Origin of the sequence: Flavobacterium microcysteis (genome assembly GCF_006385255.1) — a bacterium.
Lineage (GTDB): Bacteria > Bacteroidota > Bacteroidia > Flavobacteriales > Flavobacteriaceae > Flavobacterium > Flavobacterium microcysteis.
Map to the genome: position 1 here is coordinate 31,261 of NZ_VFJE01000050.1, position 19,146 is coordinate 50,406.

Sequence of the window (19,146 nt, forward strand, 5' to 3'; positions counted from 1 at the left end):
TTAAAATTGAATATATTTCGCAGGAACATTATCTGTCAACCAAACGCCATTTTCTGATTGGTAAAATTTATAACCCTCTTTCTGCATTTCAGCACTGTTGACAATTAAAATGACAGGATTTCCTCTCCTGCTTCCTACTTTAATTGCGGTTTCTTTATCAGTACTCAAATGAACATGCTGGCGGCTCATTTTCAGAAGTCCTTTATTTTTGATTTCGGGCAAGAATTTCTCTACTGTCCCGTGATATAGACTTTCTGGCGGTGTGATTTCTTTCAGATCCAGATTAATTTCTACGGAATGTCCCTGGCTTGCCCTGATTTTTGTTTTGTCATCATTAAAGGCAAAACGTTTCTTATCGTTTGTCAAAACAATTTCTTCCAGACTTTCAAAGTCTAGTAATCCTCCTTTGGCATTCATCTTAGATAAAAATTCTGAAACTGATGCCCAGCCATTCTCATCCAACAGCAATCCTATTTCCTGAGGTTTGTGTCTGAGTACCAAACTCATAAAGGCGCTTATTTTTCTTTTATATTGTTCGTTCATACTATTCTAAGCTAATAAATCTTTGTATAAGCTGTAGTTTTCTTCAGTTATTCTTTAAAAATATCTTCAAAAAATTTAAAATTCGATTTCTTTTCTGAAGTATCATATACTGCAAAAACGATTTTCTGAAATGCGCCAGAATATTTTTCTGAGATAATTTCTTTAAATAATTGCGCTACTTCTTTGGGTTCGTTTCTAAAAACACCACAACCCCAAGCACCTAAGATTAATGTTTCAATCTTATTTTTGGCTGCAATTGCCAGCACTTCATCCATTCTCCTTTTAAAAACTTTTTCGATATTCTCGATTTCGTCTTTTCTGTTATGCTGTAACATAGCACCTTTGTTTGGAGCCGGAGAAGTAATCACATCTGCAACTAAGGGTTGTCCAAAATAATTTCCACTATCGTCGTTCCAGAACAAAACATCTGGGCTGTAAATCATATAATCTGAATATAAAAACGACGATTGGCTTCTATTAAAGTCATACATTTTTTTGTCTTTAATCTGCGATTCGTAAAGACTTGATGACCTCGCCAAACTTTCTTCCTGTGCTGATGCACCACCCAAAAATCCACCGCCTGGATTCTTTGCAGAAGCAAAATTCAACACTCCTATTTTGCCTTCTTTTTCTTGAAATATCGCTTCAATCGTAGAACAATTTTTAATGCTGATTTCTGTATTGTGCTTATTATCGATTGGAATTCTCAAAATAGTCTCCCAATCCTCTGGTGCTATTGTAACCGTATTTTCTATTGAACTCCTTAGCTCTTTTTCTATATTAACTTTTTTTCCATTGACCTCATAAAAACCATTCTTGATGATTTCCAGTGTCTTATTTGCTATTTCTACTCTATAATTTTTGTTCATAATTTTAATTTTACCACCTCTACCATCTCATTGTCAAATTCCCTAAAAGAATTTGTCGTAAATATTTTCTCGAAATCTTTTTGAAAAACATCAAATCCTTTGTTGAAAATTCCATGGCTTACGGCTAAATATAATTTTCCGGCATTTTTCTTTTTTAATTCTTCGGCAAGTCCGACGAAGGTGCCGCCTCCATCACAAATGTCATCTACAATCAAACAATCTATTCCTTCAAGGTCATCATTGTAAACTTTAAAACCAGACAATTTTCCGGTCTTTACATCACGACTTTTGCTGCATTCCACTACCTCAACGCCTCCTAAATACTCAGAAACTTTATAAATCTTTTTTAAAGCACCACCATCAGGAGAAATCAATTTTACTTCCTTACCTATTTTTTTCAAAACCTCTGCGATAAAAGTATGGTTTGAAATCACTTCGCAGTTGTCAAGTAATGCCGGAGTTACTTCAGAATGTGCGTCAAAAACAGTAACTTTATTTAGTTTCAGGCTATTCAAAATGTCGGCATAGACCTTTACAGACAATGGCTCTCCTGAAATCATCACACGATCTTGTCTTGCAGCCGGAAAATAAGGAATAAAAACATTGATTAATTTCACCTCCATTCTTTTCAATGCATCGATTGCCAAAAGCAACAAGCCAAAATCATTAAAAGAATTGATTCGATGTGTAATCGTTACCGTTTCGGAAACATCAAAATCAGGATTGATCTTGATATGAGGTTCACCTCCTGAAAAAGTAAAGCTTTGGAACTGTATTTCTCTTTTGCCTGGAAAAGGATTGAAATGGGTATCTAAATTGAGTATCATGTCTTTTAGTTTGTGTAATTATTACGCAAATATAAGACAAAAAATACAACAGTCAAATTATTTAGTGTAATTTTTACGCAAATTTTATTTCGAAGTGGAAGCCTTCTTTTTCAAGGTCGTAATATTTCTGCTTGTTGAATTTGAAAAGCTTGGCTGGACGCCCGCTTTTTACAGGTGAGAACTTCTCGGTTTCTTCAATAATCCCGAAGCTTAAAATCTTCTTGCGAAAATTTCTCCTGTCGATTTCTTTTTCTAAAATGGTGCAGTATAAATTTTCAAGTTCAGAAAACATAAATTCTTCAGGAAGCAGATCAAAACCTACAGGTTGATAGGTCAATTTTGCTTTTACTCTTTCCACTGCTTTATCCAATATCAAATTATGATCGAAAGCGAGTTGGGGAACGGCTCCTATTTCAAACCATTTTACTTTTTCAGCATCTGAATCTGCCTTGATGTCAAATTTTGAGGAGTCAACCAAAGCAAAATAGGCTACAGAAATCACACGATTTCTGGAATCCCGATGTATGTCATCGCCAAAAGTATAAAGTTGTTCAAAATAATTGATCGCCACATTGGTTTCCTCTTGCAATTCCCGTTGAACAGCCTCTTTTAAGGTTTCCTCTTCTTTTACCAAACCGCCAGGCAAAGCCCAATAGGCTTTTTCTGAACCAAATTTTTGCTGTATCAGAAGTACATATAGCTTATTGTTTTGATAACCAAAAACAATAGCATCAACAGCTACTCGTATATTTTGAATTGGCGACATAATAAATGCGTAATTTTTACACAAATATAAAAATTGTTTGCCATAAAGCAGCATTCTTATATCGTTTTCAGGTTATTTTCTTAACAGACCTTTACCACTTTTCGCCTGACGGATTCGTAATTTTACATAAAATTTTAAAATCATGCTGAACTTCGAATTATATAACCCTACCCAACTTGTTTTTGGCAAAGGACAAATCGCAAAAATTTCAGACCTCATCCCAAAAGAGGCCAAAGTATTAATTACTTATGGTGGCGGTAGTATCTTCAAAAATGGTGTTTATGATCAGGTGCGAAAAGCACTTCATGGCTATGATATCACCGAATTTGGAGGAATTGAACCCAATCCTCGTTATGAAACCTTAATGAAAGCCGTTGAAATCATCCATGAAAAACAGCTGGATTTTATATTGGCTGTAGGTGGAGGATCTGTAATTGACGGAACAAAGTTTATTTCTGCTGCCGTAAAATTTGACGGGAAGCCGATGGATATCCTGCAAAAAGGAATACGGATTCTTGAAAATACCGTTCCATTTGGGACCGTTCTTACACTTCCGGCAACAGCAAGCGAAATGAATTCAGGAGCTGTAATCACCATTAATGAAACTCAAGAGAAGCTTTCGTTTGGAGGTCCGGCCTTATTCCCTAAATTTTCAATCTGTGACCCGGAAGTTGTCGCTTCGTTACCAAAAAGACAAATCCAAAACGGTATCATTGATGCCTATACACACGTACTGGAACAATATCTTACTTATCCGCACGATGCTTTGTTACAGGACAGGATTTCTGAAGGAATTTTGCAAACCCTAATCGAAATCGGACCGGAAGTAGTAGAAAATCCAACCGACTATAAGTTGGCCTCTAACTATATGTGGAGCTGTACAATGGCACTGAACGGACTAATCCAAAAAGGTGTTCCTACGGATTGGGCAACACACATGATTGGCCATGAACTGACTGCTTTGTTCGAAATCGATCATGCCAGAACACTAGCTATTATTGGCCCAAATCTTTACCGTGTTATGTTTGAAACCAAAAAAGATAAGCTGGCACAATATGGCAAAAGGGTTTGGAATGTTGCCGATGCGGGAGTTGAAGAAATGGCTATCGAAGCCATCGAAAAAACGGTCGAATTTTTCCACCGTATGGGAATGCAGACTAAACTGTCTGAATATACCCAAGACTACGAAAAAACTGCCGATTTCATAGCCAAGCGATTTGAAGAAAGAGGTTGGAAAGGCTTAGGAGAGAAGAAGAATATTACTCCTGAAAAAGTAAAAAACATTGTTGAACTGAGCTACTAATAGCAACTCATTTTAAAGTCAAAAGGCACTCCTGAAAACAATTTTCAAGAGTGCCTTTTTCAAAACACCAAAAACAAATCTTAACTAACTTAATAATACGAGGACGTATTATCATTCAACGTGTATTGTAATCTAACCAACTCAATATCAATAACGGCAACACAGGCATTGCATTGTATTGATAATCATAATTTTAAGTTAAAATTATAAGCGTGTTTGTTTTATGGTGTAGGTTTCTGACAAAAAAGAGGTGACAGGGTCGAAATTAATTTCCGATTACCACTAATTTGAGTATTTTTGGCAAACAAACGAAGCGAAATGAATGAACATCCAAAATTTGCCGTAATTGGCGGCGGAAGCTGGGCGACAGCAATTGCAAAAATGCTTTGCGTTAATCTCACTGAGATTGCGTGGTATATGAGAAATGAAAGCGCGATTGAACACATCAAAAAATTCAAACACAACCCTAATTATTTGAGTTCTGTTGAATTTGATACCAAAAAACTAAAACTTACCAGCAATATAAACGAGGCGGTACAGTATGCCGATTATATTATTTTCGCTATTCCTTCTGCTTTTTTAAGCGGCGAACTGGAGCACCTTACAGAAAGCTTGGATGGGAAAATTATTTTTTCTGCCATCAAAGGTATTGTTCCGGAAACCAGCCTGATTGTTGGAGAACATTTCCATGAAAAATACAATATTCCTTATGACAGTATCGGAGTCATAACCGGACCATGTCACGCTGAAGAAGTTGCTATGGAGCGTCTTTCTTATCTGACCATTGCTTGCGGCGATTCGCAAAAAGCAAAAATCATGGCAAACAATCTTAGCGGTAACTATATCAAAGCGAAGATTTCTGATGATATTATCGGAACAGAATATGCTGCCATGCTAAAAAACATTTATGCTATCGCAGCCGGAATGGCGCATGGTTTAGGCTATGGCGACAACTTCCAGGCACTGCTGATGAGTAATGCAATACGCGAGATGAAGAAATTCATCCGAAAAGTCCATAAAATGAAACGAAACATCAATGATTCTGCCTATCTGGGCGATTTATTGGTAACCGGATATTCTATATTTTCCAGAAACAGGATGTTTGGAAACATGATTGGAAAAGGCTATACCGTAAAATCGGCTATGATGGAAATGAGCATGGTTGCGGAAGGGTATTATGCTACAAACAGTGCTTATAAACTCAATCAAGGTTTGCGTGCCAAAACGCCAATTATCGATGCTGTTTACAGTATTTTATATGAAGGAAAAGAGCCTAAAAAAGTATTTAAAAAATTAACTGAAAAACTTAATTAATTCCAGTCATGCAAGACAACCACGTCGATCACCTGATTAACCATCCCGGAATCCTAACCGCATTTTCTGTTGTAATCATCATTATGTTGCTTCTTGATTTAGGAGTGTTCAACAAAAAAAGCCACGTAGTTTCTAACAAAGAAGCAGCTATCTGGTCAATCGTGTGGATTTCGCTAGCCATGGGCTTCAGCGGCGTGATTTATTATTTGATGGGAATAGAACAGTTTACGCAATTCCAATCGGCTTACTGGATTGAAAAAGCGCTTTCTGTTGACAACCTTTTTGTTTTTATTCTTGTCTTTGGATTTTTTAATGTTCCAAAGCATTTACACCATAAAGTTTTATTTTGGGGAATCATTGGGGCTTTGGTTTTCAGGGCCATTTTTATTTTCTCCGGAGTTGAGCTTATCAACATGACCTATCTTCCAGAAATGGAAATCTTTGGAAAATTGGTTAGCATCAATGTTGTTTTATCTGTATTTGGATTTTTCCTGGTATTTGCCGGATTCAAATCGTGGTTCTCAAAAGAAGACAACGACGAAAACAAAGATTTTACAAAAAGTCCGGGAGCCAAATTGGTACACCGTTTCTTCAAGGTCTCTGAGAATTATGACGGTGACAAATTCTTTACGGTAGAAAACGGAATCAAAATGGCAACTCCACTTTTGGTTGTTGTAGCTGTTATCGAATTTACGGATTTGATTTTTGCAGTCGATTCTATTCCAGCAATTTTTGCCATCGCACCTAATGATCCTTTTATCCTGTATACTTCAAATATTTTTGCCATCTTAGGACTAAGAGCTTTATATTTCTTGTTGGCCAACTTTATGTATATGTTCAGCAGACTAAAATATGGATTAGCAATTATCCTGGCTTTTATAGGTGTAAAAATGCTTATACAGCCTTTCTATCACATTTCTTCGCCTGCTTCTTTAACTGTAGTAGGAAGTGTGTTGATTTTATCTGTATTCGCTTCTTTGGCTTTTCCGGTAAAAGAAGAAAAATAGTCTATTTGTGAAAATAAAGTGAAAGTTCTCGGCTGGTGTTATTATTTTTCGTAATTATGATAAATAATAACCATCCAACCTATGTTAGAACAACTTTTAAACTCGGGAAAATTCTCTGAGGTTTTAGATCAGATCGCCAATGGCGAAAAACTTCCAAAAACACTAAACGAATACAGCAAGTCGAGCATCTTCGACCGACTATTCCAACAGAAACAATTTGAAATCATCCGACTCTTTTTAGAAAATGGTGTTATCGAGACTGATGTCTATGAATTCGACAGTTTTGATAAAAGCATTTTCCAAAGCGTTACCAGAGGTTTGCAGACAGATGACGAATCACTTGCCTTTTTCAGAGAATTTATTTCAAAATTTGACAATATCAATGATGAAGTCGGTGCCAAAACCTTATTGGGCTACTTTTTCGAAAAGGGTGCTAGTCTTGAAAGCATCAAAATATTAGTCGAAGCAGGATGCGATGTAAACTTTAAGAACAACGCCGAAGAAAATTTCCTGCAGCAGGTTATTAAAACCAACCTGATGAAACCGGAGCTTTCTCTTTCTTACCTCGAATTTCTGATTGGAGAAGGTTTAGATGTCAATGCTCAGGATATCGTTCAAAAAACGCCTTTGATTACAGCTATAGAATTCAATAGAAACGAATATATCGATCTTCTTCTGCAAAACGGAGCAAATCCTAACCATGCAGACAAAAACGGAAATACAGCCTTTTTCTATGCTGTCGCCCATAAACTAGATGTAAGGCTATACGACCTGCTGCGTAATTATGATATGCCGCAATTGGATATCCTCAACAAAGACCAGGTTACCCTGTTGTTCGAATACATGAGAATGATGTACGACACTTCAGAAAAAAGCCTGGAACTATTGCGAAAGCTGATTGAAGATGGTGCTGATATTTATCAGACCAGCAGCTATTATAGCCGAGATGTTACTCCAATTGACTTGGTTGCCGAAAAAAAACCGGAAGTCTTGCAGGCTCTATTGGACATCGGAATCTCAGATATTAATCGTCAAGATGATAGCGGAAATACACTATTGCATAAAGTTTGTGCCTACAATGTGAATTATGATACTGAAAAAGCAAAGGAAATGTACCGAAAAGTAAAGCTTCTTCTTGAAAACGGTGCTGATGTATCAATCACAAATGATAAAGACCAGAAAGCGCTAGATCTGGCATCTGATGATAACCTGAAAATAAAAACTGTCGAACTGCTGATGAAGCAATCCTAATCCAAAAAAGAAGAATCATGTCAATGTCATTTATAATCGCCTGCGAAAGCGGAAAAAGAAAAATAGCCGAACTTTTATTAGCCAACAAAGAAGTTGATGTAACCTATACCGATGAAAAAGGTCGGACAGCACTGCATTATGCTGCCCATCATGGTTATCTCGACCTGGTAAAAATACTCGTTGATGAAGGCTCAGACATTGATTATGGAGACCATGCCGGTGAAACGCCTTTCTATTTTGCCTGCCTGCAAAAACAAAAGCAGACTGCATTATTCTTATTAGAAAAAGGAGCTAAAACAGACAGTAAAGATTTCAAAGGCAATAGTCTTTTGCATCTTACAGCCCAAACCGGACAAATTGAGGTTTTGGAAAAACTACTTGAACAAGGCTTGGATGCCGATTTAGAAAATAACGAAGCAGAAACTCCGCTTCTTATAGCTGCTAGTTGGAGAAATGCAGCAATTGTCAAAAAATTATTAGAAAACGGAGCCGATATCAATACAACTAACAAGCAGGGTAATTCGCCTTTGTTGTTTGCCGTAAAATCCAAAAACCAACCTATGGTTGAATTGCTTTTGGAAAATGGAGCGGCTATTAATCATACCAACCATTCTGGAGAAAGTGCTTTGCTTCTGGCTTGTTATGACAGTAACCGAATGCTGACCAAACTTTTGGCAGAAAAAGGGGCTGATCTTTTTGTTTCTTCAAAAAACGGATTGTCACCTGTTTGGTATGCCTGTTCCAATAACCAAAAAGAAATCGTCGACCTTTTTATCGAAAATGGTGTTGATGTCAATTATTCCAAACCAGTAACCGGAAACGAAACTTCTATGTATTCTTATCTGGATTGGGTTGAAACGGCAGACAGCCTTAGTATTTCCAGCAGTTTTTCTTTAGACACTACGTATGGTTATGGCGGTGAAAGCTTGTTACATGTTGCTGCTAAAAGTGGCCATGTTAGTATGGTCAAACTACTTTTAGATAAAGGTGCCAATATCAATATTCAGGATGAAAGTGGCAATACTGCCTTGCATTATGCCGCAGCCAATGGTAAAAAAGATATGGTGAAGCTGCTATTGGAAAAAGAAGCAGATGCTTCGATAGTAAATGCAAAAGAGCAAAAAGCAATTGACTATTCGAATATTAAAGGATTTAATGAAATTACAGAGTTGTTGCTGAAATACAGTCCATCGAATATTGCTAATCCAAACAGTTCAAAAACGGAAACTGCGCCAACTTCTGCTCCTGTAGACATGGCTTCAAAAAAACAAGCTTTGTTGGATTTGAAGGAACTTTTGGATGCCGGGATATTATCTCAGGAAGAGTTCGATACTGAAAAGACTAAGATTTTGAAAGGCTGATTTATCTGACGATAACTCCGTTTACAAATAAAATAGGCACTTCTTCTGTAGCACGCTCATTGATGGTATTCGTACGGAAAACGAATTTCTTGTCATACAGCGTGTTTCCTATAAAATAAGTAACCATGAATTCGTTGTTAAGGGCCAAAACGCTCTTTTCAACCATTTCTACTTTTACTACAGAAACTGCCGGAACCTGCGTAAATGCATGGCGTAAAAGTGAGGTTTTTTTCATCTCACCATCTATCGTTCCGAAAGCCTTTGACACCACCATGACGCTATCCAGATCAAAATCGCTGTCATTGACCAGATAGACATACCATACCTTTTCCATAAAGTCGTCGTTCCATTCCTGGACAGCAGCTAGAAACACGTTTTCTACTTTTGGGATAACGATATCTTTTTTCATAATGGAAAGGGATAATTTATAGTGGATAGTTGAAAGTGGATAGTTGGAAAGTAATCGTCTAAAATAAGACTACTTACTTTCCAACTTTCGACTTTATCACTTTATGACTTTTGTCTTTATTGACTTTACGACTTAGATAGAAGATTTAAATTGCTCCAGGAAACGTACGTCGTTTTCATAGAACATTCTGATGTCGCCAATTTGGTGCAACAACATTGCTATTCTTTCAACACCCATTCCGAAGGCAAAACCTGTAAATTCATCTGCGTTGATACCGCAGTTTTTCAATACATTTGGGTCAACCATTCCGCAACCACCAATTTCTAACCAACCAGTTCCTTTGGTAATTCTATAATCGGTTTCTGTTTTTAATCCCCAATAAATATCTATTTCAGCACTTGGTTCTGTAAATGGGAAATACGACGGACGCAAACGGATTTTTGATTTTCCGAACATTTCTTTTGTGAAATATAAAAGCGTCTGCTTTAAGTCCGCAAACGAAACATCTTTGTCAATATACAAACCTTCCACCTGATGGAAAATACAGTGCGAACGTGAAGAAACAGCTTCATTTCTAAAAACACGTCCTGGAGAAATCGTTCGGATTGGCGGCTTGTTTTCTTCCATATAACGTACCTGAACTGATGATGTATGCGTTCTCAACAGTATATCCGGATTGGTTTGGATAAAAAATGTATCCTGCATGTCTCTTGCCGGATGGTATTCCGGAAGGTTTAATGCCGTGAAGTTATGCCAGTCATCTTCGATTTCCGGACCTTCAGAAACATTGAAACCAATATTTGAGAAAATATCTATAATCTGGTTTTTGACCAAAGAAATTGGATGGCGTGAACCTATTTTCACAGGTTCTGCCGGACGCGTCAAATCACCATATATACCTACGGTTTCTTCTTTGCTTTCAAATAGTTCCTGAATTGATTTTAGCTTATCTTCAGCAGTAGTTTTCAATTGATTGATAACCTGCCCGAATTCTTTTTTCTGTTCGTTAGGAACGTTCTTGAATTCTGCAAAAAAATCTTTTATAAGGCCTTTGCTTCCCAGGAATTTTATCCTGAATGCTTCTAGTTCCTCTTTATTTTGGGTTTGAAACGCTTCTACTTCGCCAATATATTCTTTAATCTTGTCTATCATCTTCTTTAGTAAAGGTGCAAATTTAATATTTTTCCATGAAAATAGCCCGTTCTAAACGAACGTTTCAGTCTCTAATCGATAAATTCTCTTTCCAGAAAATAATTTACGATTGCTTCTTTCATCAGTACTGATTGTTCACCTGCTTTCAAAGGCGGCAATTCTTCTTTAACCTTATAATGCGGCCATCCTTCATTATCAAAATAATCAAATTCATAGAAACCATATGGCTCAAGCAAGCGGCATATCGCAATATGCATCAGGTTTAGCTTTTCGTCTTTTTTGAATTTATTATGAACCTTACCCAGTTCCTGCACGCCTATAAGGTAGATGATCGAATCTAAATCGAGGTTATCATCGCCTTCGGCAAATTGATGGGATAATTGGCTGACAACCTTTTCCCATCGTTCTTTTAATTGTATATCTCTAGACATTTGAATCTTAGTTTTTTAAGTTATGATTAGAGGATTTCCTCTCACAAACTGTAAATTTAATCTGCAAAGATACATTGTTGATTTTTGTTTTTCTATGCAAAGTCATCTATCTTGGCTGCTTATTATTTTTTGATGGGATTTTTAGATATTATTTTAGGCATTTTCCTTGTCTATGGATTGGTTCGCGGGCTGTGGAATGGCCTTTTTGTAGAATTTGCTTCCTTGGTTTCGCTGCTTTTAGGAATTTATATTGCTATAAAGTTTTCTTTCGTTACCGCTGAATTCCTTGCAAATGCATTTTCCTGGAATCCAAAAACCATTGCTATCTGGGCATTTGTACTGACTTTTATTGGCGTAGTTATCGCTATTTCGCTGCTGGCAAAATTCTTTACTTCTATTGCTAATTTTGCAAGCTTGGGATTGCTGAACAAAATTGTCGGCGGAATTTTTGGTGTCTTAAAAATGTGCCTGATCCTGAGTTTTGCCTTGTCCCTATTCCAAAAAATAAATTCCAGCAACACTTTTGCAGAAAAGAAAACACTTGATGATTCACTGTTTTACAACCCGATTCTAAAAATTTCAGAATTTGTCTTTCCTATTTTTGAAGAATGGTTTGAGGAGTTGAAGAAATAATTTTTGATTAGGATCTAAGATTTATGATTTCTGTGCTTAGCAGATTTAGACCGCAAATCAAAAGTTTTTATTTCTAAAAAATAGAGAATTTTTGATTTTTGATTTTTGATTTTTGATTTTAGTTTGCGAACCCTAGACAAAAACCTTAAATCTAAAATCATAAATCTTATATATGCATTAAAAAAGTAGGATGCCGAATTTCAGATTGCAAACTCCAAACTCAAATCATAAATCTCAAATCATAAATCTCAAATCTTAGATCCTAAATCTACTTTATCTCCTTTAAGGCATCCTTATTCACCCAGCCTTCTTTTTCATCGGCTAGTTGAATTTTTCTCCAGTTATCTAACGTTTCAATAATCTGGACTTTTGTTCCTTCGTGAAGCATAAAGGCATTGTCTGCATTTTCTTTCGGTTCATTTTTAATGCCTACTGAATCGGCAAAAATAATAGCCGGTCTATCGTTTTCATAGCTGGCTTTTTCAGCAATAGCAGAAACCACACTTACGACCAATGCAATTAATGCTACGAACAACCCAACAAAGAAAATACGTTTGAGCAGAGTTGTGGCCGAAAAATAATACCCAATAAAAAACAACAGGAATAGTATTGAAAAACCAATAGCGATTTTTGCCCAGCCGTCATAAGTATAGGAAGAAGTAAAATCATGAATGATTTTTCCGAATCCTACCTGCTGTACAGGCTTGATATCGTCAATTGTCATATTTTGGGCAAACTGCAGGTTGTTTTTAGCATCAGAATAGTCTGGATTAAGCAATAATGCTTTTTCATAATTATAAATCGCAGGAGCCGTCTTATTCAGCTTGTAATATGCATTCCCTAGATTATAATACAATTCTGCCGAATGCTGTTTTGTTTTCAGAACGTTTTCATAGGCTTTTACAGCATCTTCAAACTTATCCTGGCGGTAGAACTTGTTTCCTGCCTCAAAATTGTCCTGAGCCCAAAAAACCTGGGTAAAAAGCAACAGTATGTAGACTATGTTTTTCATTTTTTGTTCAATTTTCAATCCTTACGTGAATTATCAATGGTTAGATTTGTTTTTCCAATTCGGAAATAACGGTCACGGCCTTGTCAAAATCCTGCTGGATGGCTACGCTTGAATAAGGCGCATATCTTGCAAATTCGCAGTTTTCCGTAAGGTTTATAAAATCATTTATCGTTTCCGGTCTTGCATTTCTCTCCAAAAGAATCTCACGAATCTTGTCTTTGCTCATTTCTGAGGTTTCAATATGCAATTTGGCTTTCAGGAAGTTGTGTAATGCCTTTTCAAGAGCAATATAAAACGGCTCTTTGTTATTGATTTGTTTTTTAGCTTCAGACAGGTATTTTTTAGCCAGCCTGTTAGACATCTTTCTCTTGTTTCCAACAACATCGCTATCAATCGCTTCTTTTCTCTTTTTAACCAAAATAATTATCGGGATAAAAAGGAACGGCAAGAATAACAACGTATAGAATAATCCCGAACCAAAGAAATGTTCTTTATGTGTGGAATGTAACTGCGTTTTAAGAGCAATAAATCGGAATTGATTTGTGCTTTTTACTGCCTGCTTGTTTGTTGTAGTTCCCGGAGTTGCTGCTAAGGCAGAATCTGAAGATGTTGGTCCGTCCAAAACTTTAATGACGATGTCGTTTGAAGTTATCGTCTTATAAGTTTTTGTAGTCAGGTCGAAATATGAGAACGTTAATCCCTTAATGGTATAATTACCTTGATATTGCGGGATGATAGTGTATTTATCCGCTATTTTTCCTTGCATTCCTGAAAGCGGTGTCGTAACCTGTTCGCTGTGTACCGGATCATACATTTCCAAGGCACTTGGCACAATTGGTTTTGGCAAGGTAAATAGTTTTAGGTTTCCATTTCCGGAAACGCTGATATCCAAATCAAGCGACTCTCCGTGTTTTAATTCGGTTTTAGATGGCTTGACAACGAAATCAAACTTTCCTACAGCTCCAGTAAAATCTTGTGGTTTTCCAGCTTCCGGTAACGGCTTCACGGCAATGGCCTTGCTTCCTGCCGAAACGGTTTTATTGGTCGTAACAAATTGAACTCTTCCAAAAATATCTCTCCTGTTAGTTGGCTGGTCAACAACAATATCCAATGAAAGCGGCTCAATGGTCAGCTTACCCGATTTTTGAGGATATAATACTGTTTTTCGCAGCACTACATAGCGATAATCTTCGCCATTGTATTTCCCATTTTCAACGACAAGATTCTTGATATCGATATTCTGGCTCCAGAAATCGTTGAATTTTGGGCTGTCTATTTCTTTCCAGTTCCTAACGCTCACATTATTGCTGACATACAGTTTGTAGACAACCGTGATTGGCTGGTTGAGATACGGATTGGTATTCGATATTTCAGCAATAAGATGGATTCCTCCACTTGGCACATAATCCGGACTACTTGGATCTTTAGATTCGTCAATCGGAGCTGTTACGTTTATTTTTATGGGCGCTGTTTTATAAGTCTGCCCTTTGATTTCTATTGTTGCCTGCTTGATGGTAACGGTTCCTCTTTGCAATGGAAGCAGTATATAGATATAGGATTTATTAAAAGTCGCCCTGCCATTAATCCAGGTCTGGCTCACCTGTTGGCTTGGCCCGCCAACCACACGGAAACCTTCAAAAGAAGGTGGAGTAAAGTTATCGCCGTCTTCATTCATGATGAAGTCGATACGGAGCCTTTCGTTCAGTCCGAGTGTCTGTTTACTGACTTTCGCTTCAAATTGTACCTGAGCGGAAAGGCCCTGGAAACAGATTAAAATTAATGCTACTATATATTTTCTCATTGCAATCAACATCTTACCAGTCTTTTTCTGTTTGAACCGGCTTGCCTTTTACTTTTTTGGCATTGACCTTTTCTTGAATTTTCTTTTCTTCATTGTTTACTGCATCGAGTAAGTTCTCGATTCGCTGTTTAGACGGACTGTTGCCTGGCTGTGGTTTTGGCTCGCCTTTCTGATCAGGATTTTTATTATTTTTTCCCTCATCATTTTTACCGTCCTGCTTGTCTTTTTTATCGTCGCCTTTGCCTTTGTCGTCTTTCTTATCGTCTTTGTCGTCCTTATCTCCGTCTTTCTTCTGATTCTGCTTATCCTTGTCCTTTTCTTTCTCGTTTTTGTCTTTTTTCTTATCGTCTTTTGGCGGTTTCGGAGGATTGTTTTTCAAATATTCTTTAGCCAGAGCATAATTGTATCGGGTCTGCTCATCGCTTGGATTGTTTCGCAATGCATTTTTATAAGCGTCAACAGCTTCCGTGTATTTTTTTTCGGTCATGAAAATATTGCCCAAATTATGAAAAGCCTTGTGTTTTTCAGCTTTGGTTTTGGCATTTTCTATGGTATTGACATACGCCAGCTTTGCTTCGCTTGGTTGTTTTTGTCTATAAATAGTATTTCCTAAATTATACGATGCTATTGCCTTCGTTGGTGATTTGGATAATGAAATTCTGTAGTCAGTTTCAGCATCTGCATAGTTTTTTTCTTTAAACTCTTTGTTCCCTCTTGGCAGATTTTTATCTTTCTCCTGTGCGATTGCTGCAAAGGAAAAAAGTAGAAGTGCATATATAAATAGCTGTCTCATATTATTCCTTTTCATTAAATAAATTCATCTTTTTCACCCAGTTTGTCTTTTTCTCCAAAAAGAAAATATCGATAAAAAACAAAAAGAATGCTATTCCTAAAAGCCATTGAAACTGCGATTGGTAATTGGCAAATTGCTTGGTTTCAAATTCACTTTTTTCAATGTTCTCCAAAGCGTGTTTTACATAGTCAACTACTTCTTTGGTATTATTTCCGTTTATATAACCTCCTTTGGTGTTCTTTGCGATTTCTTTCAAAGTAGCTTCATTGAGTTTGGTCACTACAACTTCTCCGTTTTGGTCACGCTGGAAACTTTCAACTACACCATTTCTTTTTAACGGAATAGGGCCACCTTTTTCAGTACCGACACCAATTGTTATAATCTTTAATCCGTTTTTATTCGCTTCTTCCGTTGCTGCTTCAATTCCTTCAGAATGATCTTCACCGTCAGAAATCATGATCACCAATTTGCTTACTTTGCTGTCTTCGCTAAAAAAAGTTGACGACAAATGAATGGCCTCGTCAAGCGAAGTTCCTTGCGATGACACCATTCCCGGATTCATGCTTTGCAAAAACATTTTGGCCACGCTGTAATCTGTTGTAATTGGCAATACCGGAAAAGCACTTCCAGCATAGGCTACAATCCCAATTCTGTCACTGCCCAACTGATTGATGATTTGCGAAACAATCTGCTTGGTTTTTTCAAGACGGTTTGGCGCTACATCTTCTGCCAGCATTGATTTTGAAACGTCAATAGCAAAAACAATATCAATACCTTCCCTCTTAACTGTTTCTACCTTGGTTCCCAATTTAGGATTAACCAAACCTAAAATCAGGCAGGCCAATGCCAAAAGAAAAACGGTAATCTTCAGAGTCGATTTAAAAACCGATTTTTCCGGAGTTAGTTTTCTAACCAGTTTCAGGTCCCCAAATTCTTTCTGTTTTTTTCGTTTCCAATAGAGATTGAATAGGAAAATCAGTACCAGAATTGGTATGACAATCAGTAGGTATAAATATTTTTTTTCGTCTAATTCGTCGTACATAATCTTTTAAATAAAGCTTCTAAAAACCGTATTTTTCAATAAAACTTCCAGTAGCAGAAGTATTCCTGCTGCTATTGCAAAAGGTCTAAACCTTTCATCATAATTGTAGAATTTCTGTTCTTCAATTTCAGTGGTTTCCAGCTTGTTGATTTCATCATAGATGGCTTTCAGGCTCTGGTTATTTTTAGCTCTGAAATATTTCCCATCCGTATTTCTTGCAATTTCTTTCATCAATTGTTCATCGATTTCCACCTGCATCATTCTGTAAACGAATTCTCCGTTAGGAGCTATGGCATATGGAGACTCCGCCATTCCTGTTGTTCCAATACCAATCGTATATACTTTTATTCCGTATTCTTTTGCTATTTCCGAAGCCATTCTCGGATCGATAAAACCTGAGTTATTGACTCCGTCCGTCAGCAATATAATTACCTTACTTTTTGCCTTGCTGTCTTTTAATCGGTTAACGGCTGTTGCCAATCCCATACCAATTCCTGTTCCGTCCTGCAAAAGCTGGTCGTATTTTACGCTATTTAAAGCATCAAGCACTACTGCTTTGTCACTAGTCACCGGCGTTTTCGTATAACTTTCTGCTGCATAAACTACTAATCCGATTCTGTCGTTTGGACGTGCTTCAACGAATTCAGAAGCTACACGTTTTAATGCTTCCAATCGGTTTGGCTTTAAATCGCGTGTTAGCATACTTCCCGAAACGTCAATAGACATTACGATGTCAATTCCGTTGGTTATGTTGGTCTTATTGCTGATGTCTACGGTTTGCGGTCTTGCCATAGCAACAATCAGAAAACCTAAAGCAAGAATTCTGAAAACAAACAATAGCGGTTTCAATTTCGACCAAAAAGAGGGCTTGGCTTTGAATCCTTTTAATGAGCTTATTTTTAACGAGGCTTGTTTTCTTCCTTTCCAGATGTGCCACGCAATAGCAATCGGAATTAGTATAAACAGCCAGAAAAACTCAGGATTTAAAAAGGTAACATTTTTCATCTTAGTTTACTTTTTTAAGTTCGACCGAGTTTACTATTCTATCTGAAATCTTGGAACCATATTCATCACTATCACGGTATGTGATGATTATTTCCTGAAGACCTCCTTCTTGTGCAAATACCAAAATCTCATACCCGATTTTGATCCCTTTATCGCTGTCTTCTTTGAAAATCACCATCGTTCCATAGGCTTTTATTCCTGAAATGCCTTCTTTGGTGTCAAATTGATCCTGCTTTACAAAAACATCTTTGGCTTTGTATTTCTTCTCAAACGACTTGATTTCTTTTTCGATTACTTTTTCCAACGGTCGGCTTAATGTATCTTTAAACGATGTTGTAGAAATATTTACGGAAAGGTCATCAAACATATCTCCATACGAAAAAGCCTGGCTTTCTTTTACGCTTGCCTCTTTTCTGCCATTTGGAAGTTGTGTTCTCTTTAATACTTTTGGCGTTTCTATAGTCACAGCCGGGTTTCCGTAATCACTCTTAATCCATTCACCCTCATACATTTCTTTTGTAGGATTGCCCAAAATTGAATCTAATCCTTTGGTCGTAATAAAATAAGTTAATGTTCCTACTACCAAAAATGCTCCAATAAAGGTTGCAATTGCTATCTTACGTTTGCGTTTTTTCTTTAACAGTAATTCTTTTTTCTGCGCATCAAGTAGTAACAGTTCTTCATCCTCTTCTTCTACTTCAGGTACAGCTTTGTGCAGCGTGAAAATGGTTTTTTCGATTTTTTTTCTGTCTTCAGCGATTTCAAAATCAAGCGGTTTCGATTTGGCAAATTTCACCAAGTCGGCCTGGCGTAAAACACGCTCCAGATTTTCGACCGTTTCCTGAGAAATCTTCATTTTTTTGCGGACAGCCGCATTTCTCAATCCTATAATAACTTCGGAAGTCGTACTTTCCATTGCCGGAACCTGAATTTCTTCTTCAATATACGTTCTTGCAATATCGGTCAGTTCCGAATAGTAATTTTTAACTTCTCCTTTTTGCCAAAGTTCCTTTTGTTCCAGGCTTTTTAGAAGGCTTACCGCTTTTTCTATTGGTGTTGCATATACAACTGCTTCCGGTTTTTCTTTCTTTTTATATTTTTTAGAAAAGTAGTAAATCAGGTATCCGATTCCGCCCAAAAGAAATAGCCCTAGAAGGTATTTCCACCAATTGCCCATGGATTGCTTGACTTCGACTATTCCTTTGATGTCGTACATTTTTTGTTTTAATGTATCAACCTTGATTCCAGCAACGGAAACAAAAATAGAGTCTGTAGAAAAAGGCTTGTCGTTGATGAGCACTTTTAGGCTCGGGATCATGTATTTTCCGGAATCAAACTGAGTAAGTCCATATCTTTTGGTAAGCAGATAGCGGTCTTTTTGCTTGACCGTATCTGTTGGATAGGATTCCAAAACTTCTAATTGTCCGAAATTGGTGCTTTCAGGAAATACTACATTGGATAAAGTATCTACTGAAGTTTTTAGCGTAAGATTTATCTGTGCTCCTATTTTTATCTTAGTCGAATCTACAGCTGTGGTTACGCGTTTCTGCTGACCAAAAGCAACCGTTCCAACCAATAAAAAAAATAGTATGTAAAGCTTGTTGTTTTTCATTTTTAGTTCCTAATC

At 37.0% G+C, this 19,146-nt stretch carries 19 protein-coding genes; 6 read left to right on the forward strand and 13 right to left on the reverse strand.

The genetic code is table 11. The features are described 5' to 3' along the window. The 4 genes from FJA49_RS02860 to FJA49_RS02875 all read right to left on the reverse strand — a co-directional run bounded on the left by FJA49_RS02860 (position 1) and on the right by FJA49_RS02875 (position 3,005). Positions 1 to 543, reverse strand: a complete 543-nt coding sequence (locus FJA49_RS02860; RefSeq protein ID WP_139998658.1) for an RNA 2'-phosphotransferase — start codon at positions 541 to 543, stop codon at positions 1 to 3. A gap of 47 nt (positions 544 to 590) precedes the next feature. After that, positions 591 to 1,412 carry a TIGR02452 family protein gene (locus tag FJA49_RS02865; protein ID WP_139998660.1) on the reverse strand — a complete coding sequence of 274 codons (822 nt, stop codon included), beginning with the start codon at positions 1,410 to 1,412 and terminating at the stop codon, positions 591 to 593. Then, on the reverse strand, positions 1,409 to 2,239 hold the full coding sequence (prs, locus tag FJA49_RS02870) for a ribose-phosphate diphosphokinase (protein ID WP_139998662.1): 831 nt from the start codon (positions 2,237 to 2,239) through the stop codon (positions 1,409 to 1,411). The genes FJA49_RS02865 and prs overlap by 4 nt, the downstream gene beginning before the upstream one ends. Positions 2,240 to 2,312: 73 nt before the next feature. Next, on the reverse strand, positions 2,313 to 3,005 hold the full coding sequence (locus tag FJA49_RS02875) for an NUDIX hydrolase (RefSeq protein WP_139998664.1): 693 nt from the start codon (positions 3,003 to 3,005) through the stop codon (positions 2,313 to 2,315). Between the two features lie 142 nt (positions 3,006 to 3,147). On the opposite strand from FJA49_RS02875, the gene FJA49_RS02880 reads away from it, so the two are divergent. The 5 genes from FJA49_RS02880 to FJA49_RS02900 all read left to right on the forward strand — a co-directional run bounded on the left by FJA49_RS02880 (position 3,148) and on the right by FJA49_RS02900 (position 9,241). Continuing rightward, positions 3,148 to 4,308, forward strand: a complete 1,161-nt coding sequence (locus tag FJA49_RS02880; RefSeq protein WP_139998666.1) for an iron-containing alcohol dehydrogenase — start codon at positions 3,148 to 3,150, stop codon at positions 4,306 to 4,308. A 318-nt stretch (positions 4,309 to 4,626) separates the two neighbouring features. Continuing rightward, positions 4,627 to 5,622: an NAD(P)H-dependent glycerol-3-phosphate dehydrogenase gene (locus tag FJA49_RS02885; RefSeq protein ID WP_139998669.1), complete on the forward strand. Its 996-nt coding sequence runs from the start codon at positions 4,627 to 4,629 to the stop codon at positions 5,620 to 5,622. Between the two features lie 8 nt (positions 5,623 to 5,630). Beyond that, on the forward strand, positions 5,631 to 6,629 hold the full coding sequence (locus FJA49_RS02890; protein ID WP_139998671.1) for a TerC/Alx family metal homeostasis membrane protein: 999 nt from the start codon (positions 5,631 to 5,633) through the stop codon (positions 6,627 to 6,629). An 81-nt stretch (positions 6,630 to 6,710) separates the two neighbouring features. Further along, positions 6,711 to 7,880, forward strand: coding sequence for an ankyrin repeat domain-containing protein (locus tag FJA49_RS02895; RefSeq protein ID WP_139998673.1), 1,170 nt, complete (start codon positions 6,711 to 6,713; stop codon positions 7,878 to 7,880). A 17-nt stretch (positions 7,881 to 7,897) separates the two neighbouring features. Continuing rightward, positions 7,898 to 9,241, forward strand: coding sequence for an ankyrin repeat domain-containing protein (locus FJA49_RS02900; protein WP_139998675.1), 1,344 nt, complete (start codon positions 7,898 to 7,900; stop codon positions 9,239 to 9,241). Position 9,242: 1 nt separating this feature from the next. Here FJA49_RS02900 and FJA49_RS02905 read toward each other — a convergent pair whose 3' ends face one another. From FJA49_RS02905 to FJA49_RS02915, 3 genes are all read right to left on the reverse strand, one after another. Beyond that, entirely contained in the window at positions 9,243 to 9,650 is a 408-nt protein-coding gene (locus FJA49_RS02905) for a hypothetical protein (protein WP_139998677.1), read from the reverse strand. Positions 9,651 to 9,782: 132 nt separating this feature from the next. Continuing rightward, positions 9,783 to 10,802: a phenylalanine--tRNA ligase subunit alpha gene (pheS, locus tag FJA49_RS02910; RefSeq protein ID WP_139998679.1), complete on the reverse strand. Its 1,020-nt coding sequence runs from the start codon at positions 10,800 to 10,802 to the stop codon at positions 9,783 to 9,785. A gap of 71 nt (positions 10,803 to 10,873) precedes the next feature. Then, the gene (locus tag FJA49_RS02915) at positions 10,874 to 11,233 is read right to left on the reverse strand and encodes a hypothetical protein (RefSeq protein WP_139998681.1); all 360 of its coding nucleotides are present in this window, start codon (positions 11,231 to 11,233) and stop codon (positions 10,874 to 10,876) included. A gap of 132 nt (positions 11,234 to 11,365) precedes the next feature. Between FJA49_RS02915 and FJA49_RS02920 the strand changes: the two genes are divergently transcribed. Further along, complete coding sequence (locus FJA49_RS02920) at positions 11,366 to 11,866, forward strand: CvpA family protein (RefSeq protein WP_139998683.1); 501 nt, start codon at positions 11,366 to 11,368, stop codon at positions 11,864 to 11,866. Between the two features lie 268 nt (positions 11,867 to 12,134). Here FJA49_RS02920 and FJA49_RS02925 read toward each other — a convergent pair whose 3' ends face one another. Genes FJA49_RS02925 through FJA49_RS02950 form a run of 6 tightly spaced genes read right to left on the reverse strand, consistent with a single transcriptional unit; the run spans position 12,135 to position 19,131 of the window. Next, positions 12,135 to 12,878, reverse strand: a complete 744-nt coding sequence (locus tag FJA49_RS02925; protein ID WP_139998685.1) for an SH3 domain-containing protein — start codon at positions 12,876 to 12,878, stop codon at positions 12,135 to 12,137. Between the two features lie 40 nt (positions 12,879 to 12,918). Beyond that, on the reverse strand, positions 12,919 to 14,679 hold the full coding sequence (locus FJA49_RS02930; protein ID WP_139998687.1) for a BatD family protein: 1,761 nt from the start codon (positions 14,677 to 14,679) through the stop codon (positions 12,919 to 12,921). A gap of 13 nt (positions 14,680 to 14,692) precedes the next feature. After that, on the reverse strand, positions 14,693 to 15,472 hold the full coding sequence (locus FJA49_RS02935) for a tetratricopeptide repeat protein (protein ID WP_139998689.1): 780 nt from the start codon (positions 15,470 to 15,472) through the stop codon (positions 14,693 to 14,695). A gap of 1 nt (position 15,473) precedes the next feature. Further along, positions 15,474 to 16,514 carry a vWA domain-containing protein gene (locus FJA49_RS02940; RefSeq protein ID WP_139998691.1) on the reverse strand — a complete coding sequence of 347 codons (1,041 nt, stop codon included), beginning with the start codon at positions 16,512 to 16,514 and terminating at the stop codon, positions 15,474 to 15,476. 6 nt (positions 16,515 to 16,520) lie between these two features. Beyond that, on the reverse strand, positions 16,521 to 17,519 hold the full coding sequence (locus tag FJA49_RS02945; RefSeq protein WP_139998693.1) for a vWA domain-containing protein: 999 nt from the start codon (positions 17,517 to 17,519) through the stop codon (positions 16,521 to 16,523). Position 17,520: 1 nt separating this feature from the next. Beyond that, a complete protein-coding gene (locus tag FJA49_RS02950; RefSeq protein WP_139998695.1) occupies positions 17,521 to 19,131 on the reverse strand; it encodes a hypothetical protein in 1,611 nt (536 codons plus the stop codon). Between the last annotated feature and the right edge of the window lie 15 nt (positions 19,132 to 19,146).

Excerpts from the sequence above, each read along its gene's own strand:
- FJA49_RS02925 (WP_139998685.1), bottom strand. The coding sequence starts at position 12,878 with ATGAAAAACATAGTCTACATACTGTTGCTTTTTACCCAGGTTTTTTGG.
- FJA49_RS02905 (WP_139998677.1), bottom strand. The coding sequence starts at position 9,650 with ATGAAAAAAGATATCGTTATCCCAAAAGTAGAAAACGTGTTTCTAGCT.
- FJA49_RS02930 (WP_139998687.1), bottom strand. The coding sequence starts at position 14,679 with ATGAGAAAATATATAGTAGCATTAATTTTAATCTGTTTCCAGGGCCTT.
- FJA49_RS02860 (WP_139998658.1), bottom strand. The coding sequence starts at position 543 with ATGAACGAACAATATAAAAGAAAAATAAGCGCCTTTATGAGTTTGGTA.
- FJA49_RS02950 (WP_139998695.1), bottom strand. The coding sequence starts at position 19,131 with ATGAAAAACAACAAGCTTTACATACTATTTTTTTTATTGGTTGGAACG.
- FJA49_RS02940 (WP_139998691.1), bottom strand. The coding sequence starts at position 16,514 with ATGTACGACGAATTAGACGAAAAAAAATATTTATACCTACTGATTGTC.
- FJA49_RS02885 (WP_139998669.1), top strand. The coding sequence starts at position 4,627 with ATGAATGAACATCCAAAATTTGCCGTAATTGGCGGCGGAAGCTGGGCG.
- FJA49_RS02880 (WP_139998666.1), top strand. The coding sequence starts at position 3,148 with ATGCTGAACTTCGAATTATATAACCCTACCCAACTTGTTTTTGGCAAA.
- pheS (WP_139998679.1), bottom strand. The coding sequence starts at position 10,802 with ATGATAGACAAGATTAAAGAATATATTGGCGAAGTAGAAGCGTTTCAA.
- prs (WP_139998662.1), bottom strand. The coding sequence starts at position 2,239 with ATGATACTCAATTTAGATACCCATTTCAATCCTTTTCCAGGCAAAAGA.
- FJA49_RS02935 (WP_139998689.1), bottom strand. The coding sequence starts at position 15,472 with ATGAGACAGCTATTTATATATGCACTTCTACTTTTTTCCTTTGCAGCA.
- FJA49_RS02875 (WP_139998664.1), bottom strand. The coding sequence starts at position 3,005 with ATGTCGCCAATTCAAAATATACGAGTAGCTGTTGATGCTATTGTTTTT.
- FJA49_RS02865 (WP_139998660.1), bottom strand. The coding sequence starts at position 1,412 with ATGAACAAAAATTATAGAGTAGAAATAGCAAATAAGACACTGGAAATC.
- FJA49_RS02915 (WP_139998681.1), bottom strand. The coding sequence starts at position 11,233 with ATGTCTAGAGATATACAATTAAAAGAACGATGGGAAAAGGTTGTCAGC.
- FJA49_RS02895 (WP_139998673.1), top strand. The coding sequence starts at position 6,711 with ATGTTAGAACAACTTTTAAACTCGGGAAAATTCTCTGAGGTTTTAGAT.
- FJA49_RS02920 (WP_139998683.1), top strand. The coding sequence starts at position 11,366 with ATGGGATTTTTAGATATTATTTTAGGCATTTTCCTTGTCTATGGATTG.
- FJA49_RS02890 (WP_139998671.1), top strand. The coding sequence starts at position 5,631 with ATGCAAGACAACCACGTCGATCACCTGATTAACCATCCCGGAATCCTA.
- FJA49_RS02945 (WP_139998693.1), bottom strand. The coding sequence starts at position 17,519 with ATGAAAAATGTTACCTTTTTAAATCCTGAGTTTTTCTGGCTGTTTATA.
- FJA49_RS02900 (WP_139998675.1), top strand. The coding sequence starts at position 7,898 with ATGTCAATGTCATTTATAATCGCCTGCGAAAGCGGAAAAAGAAAAATA.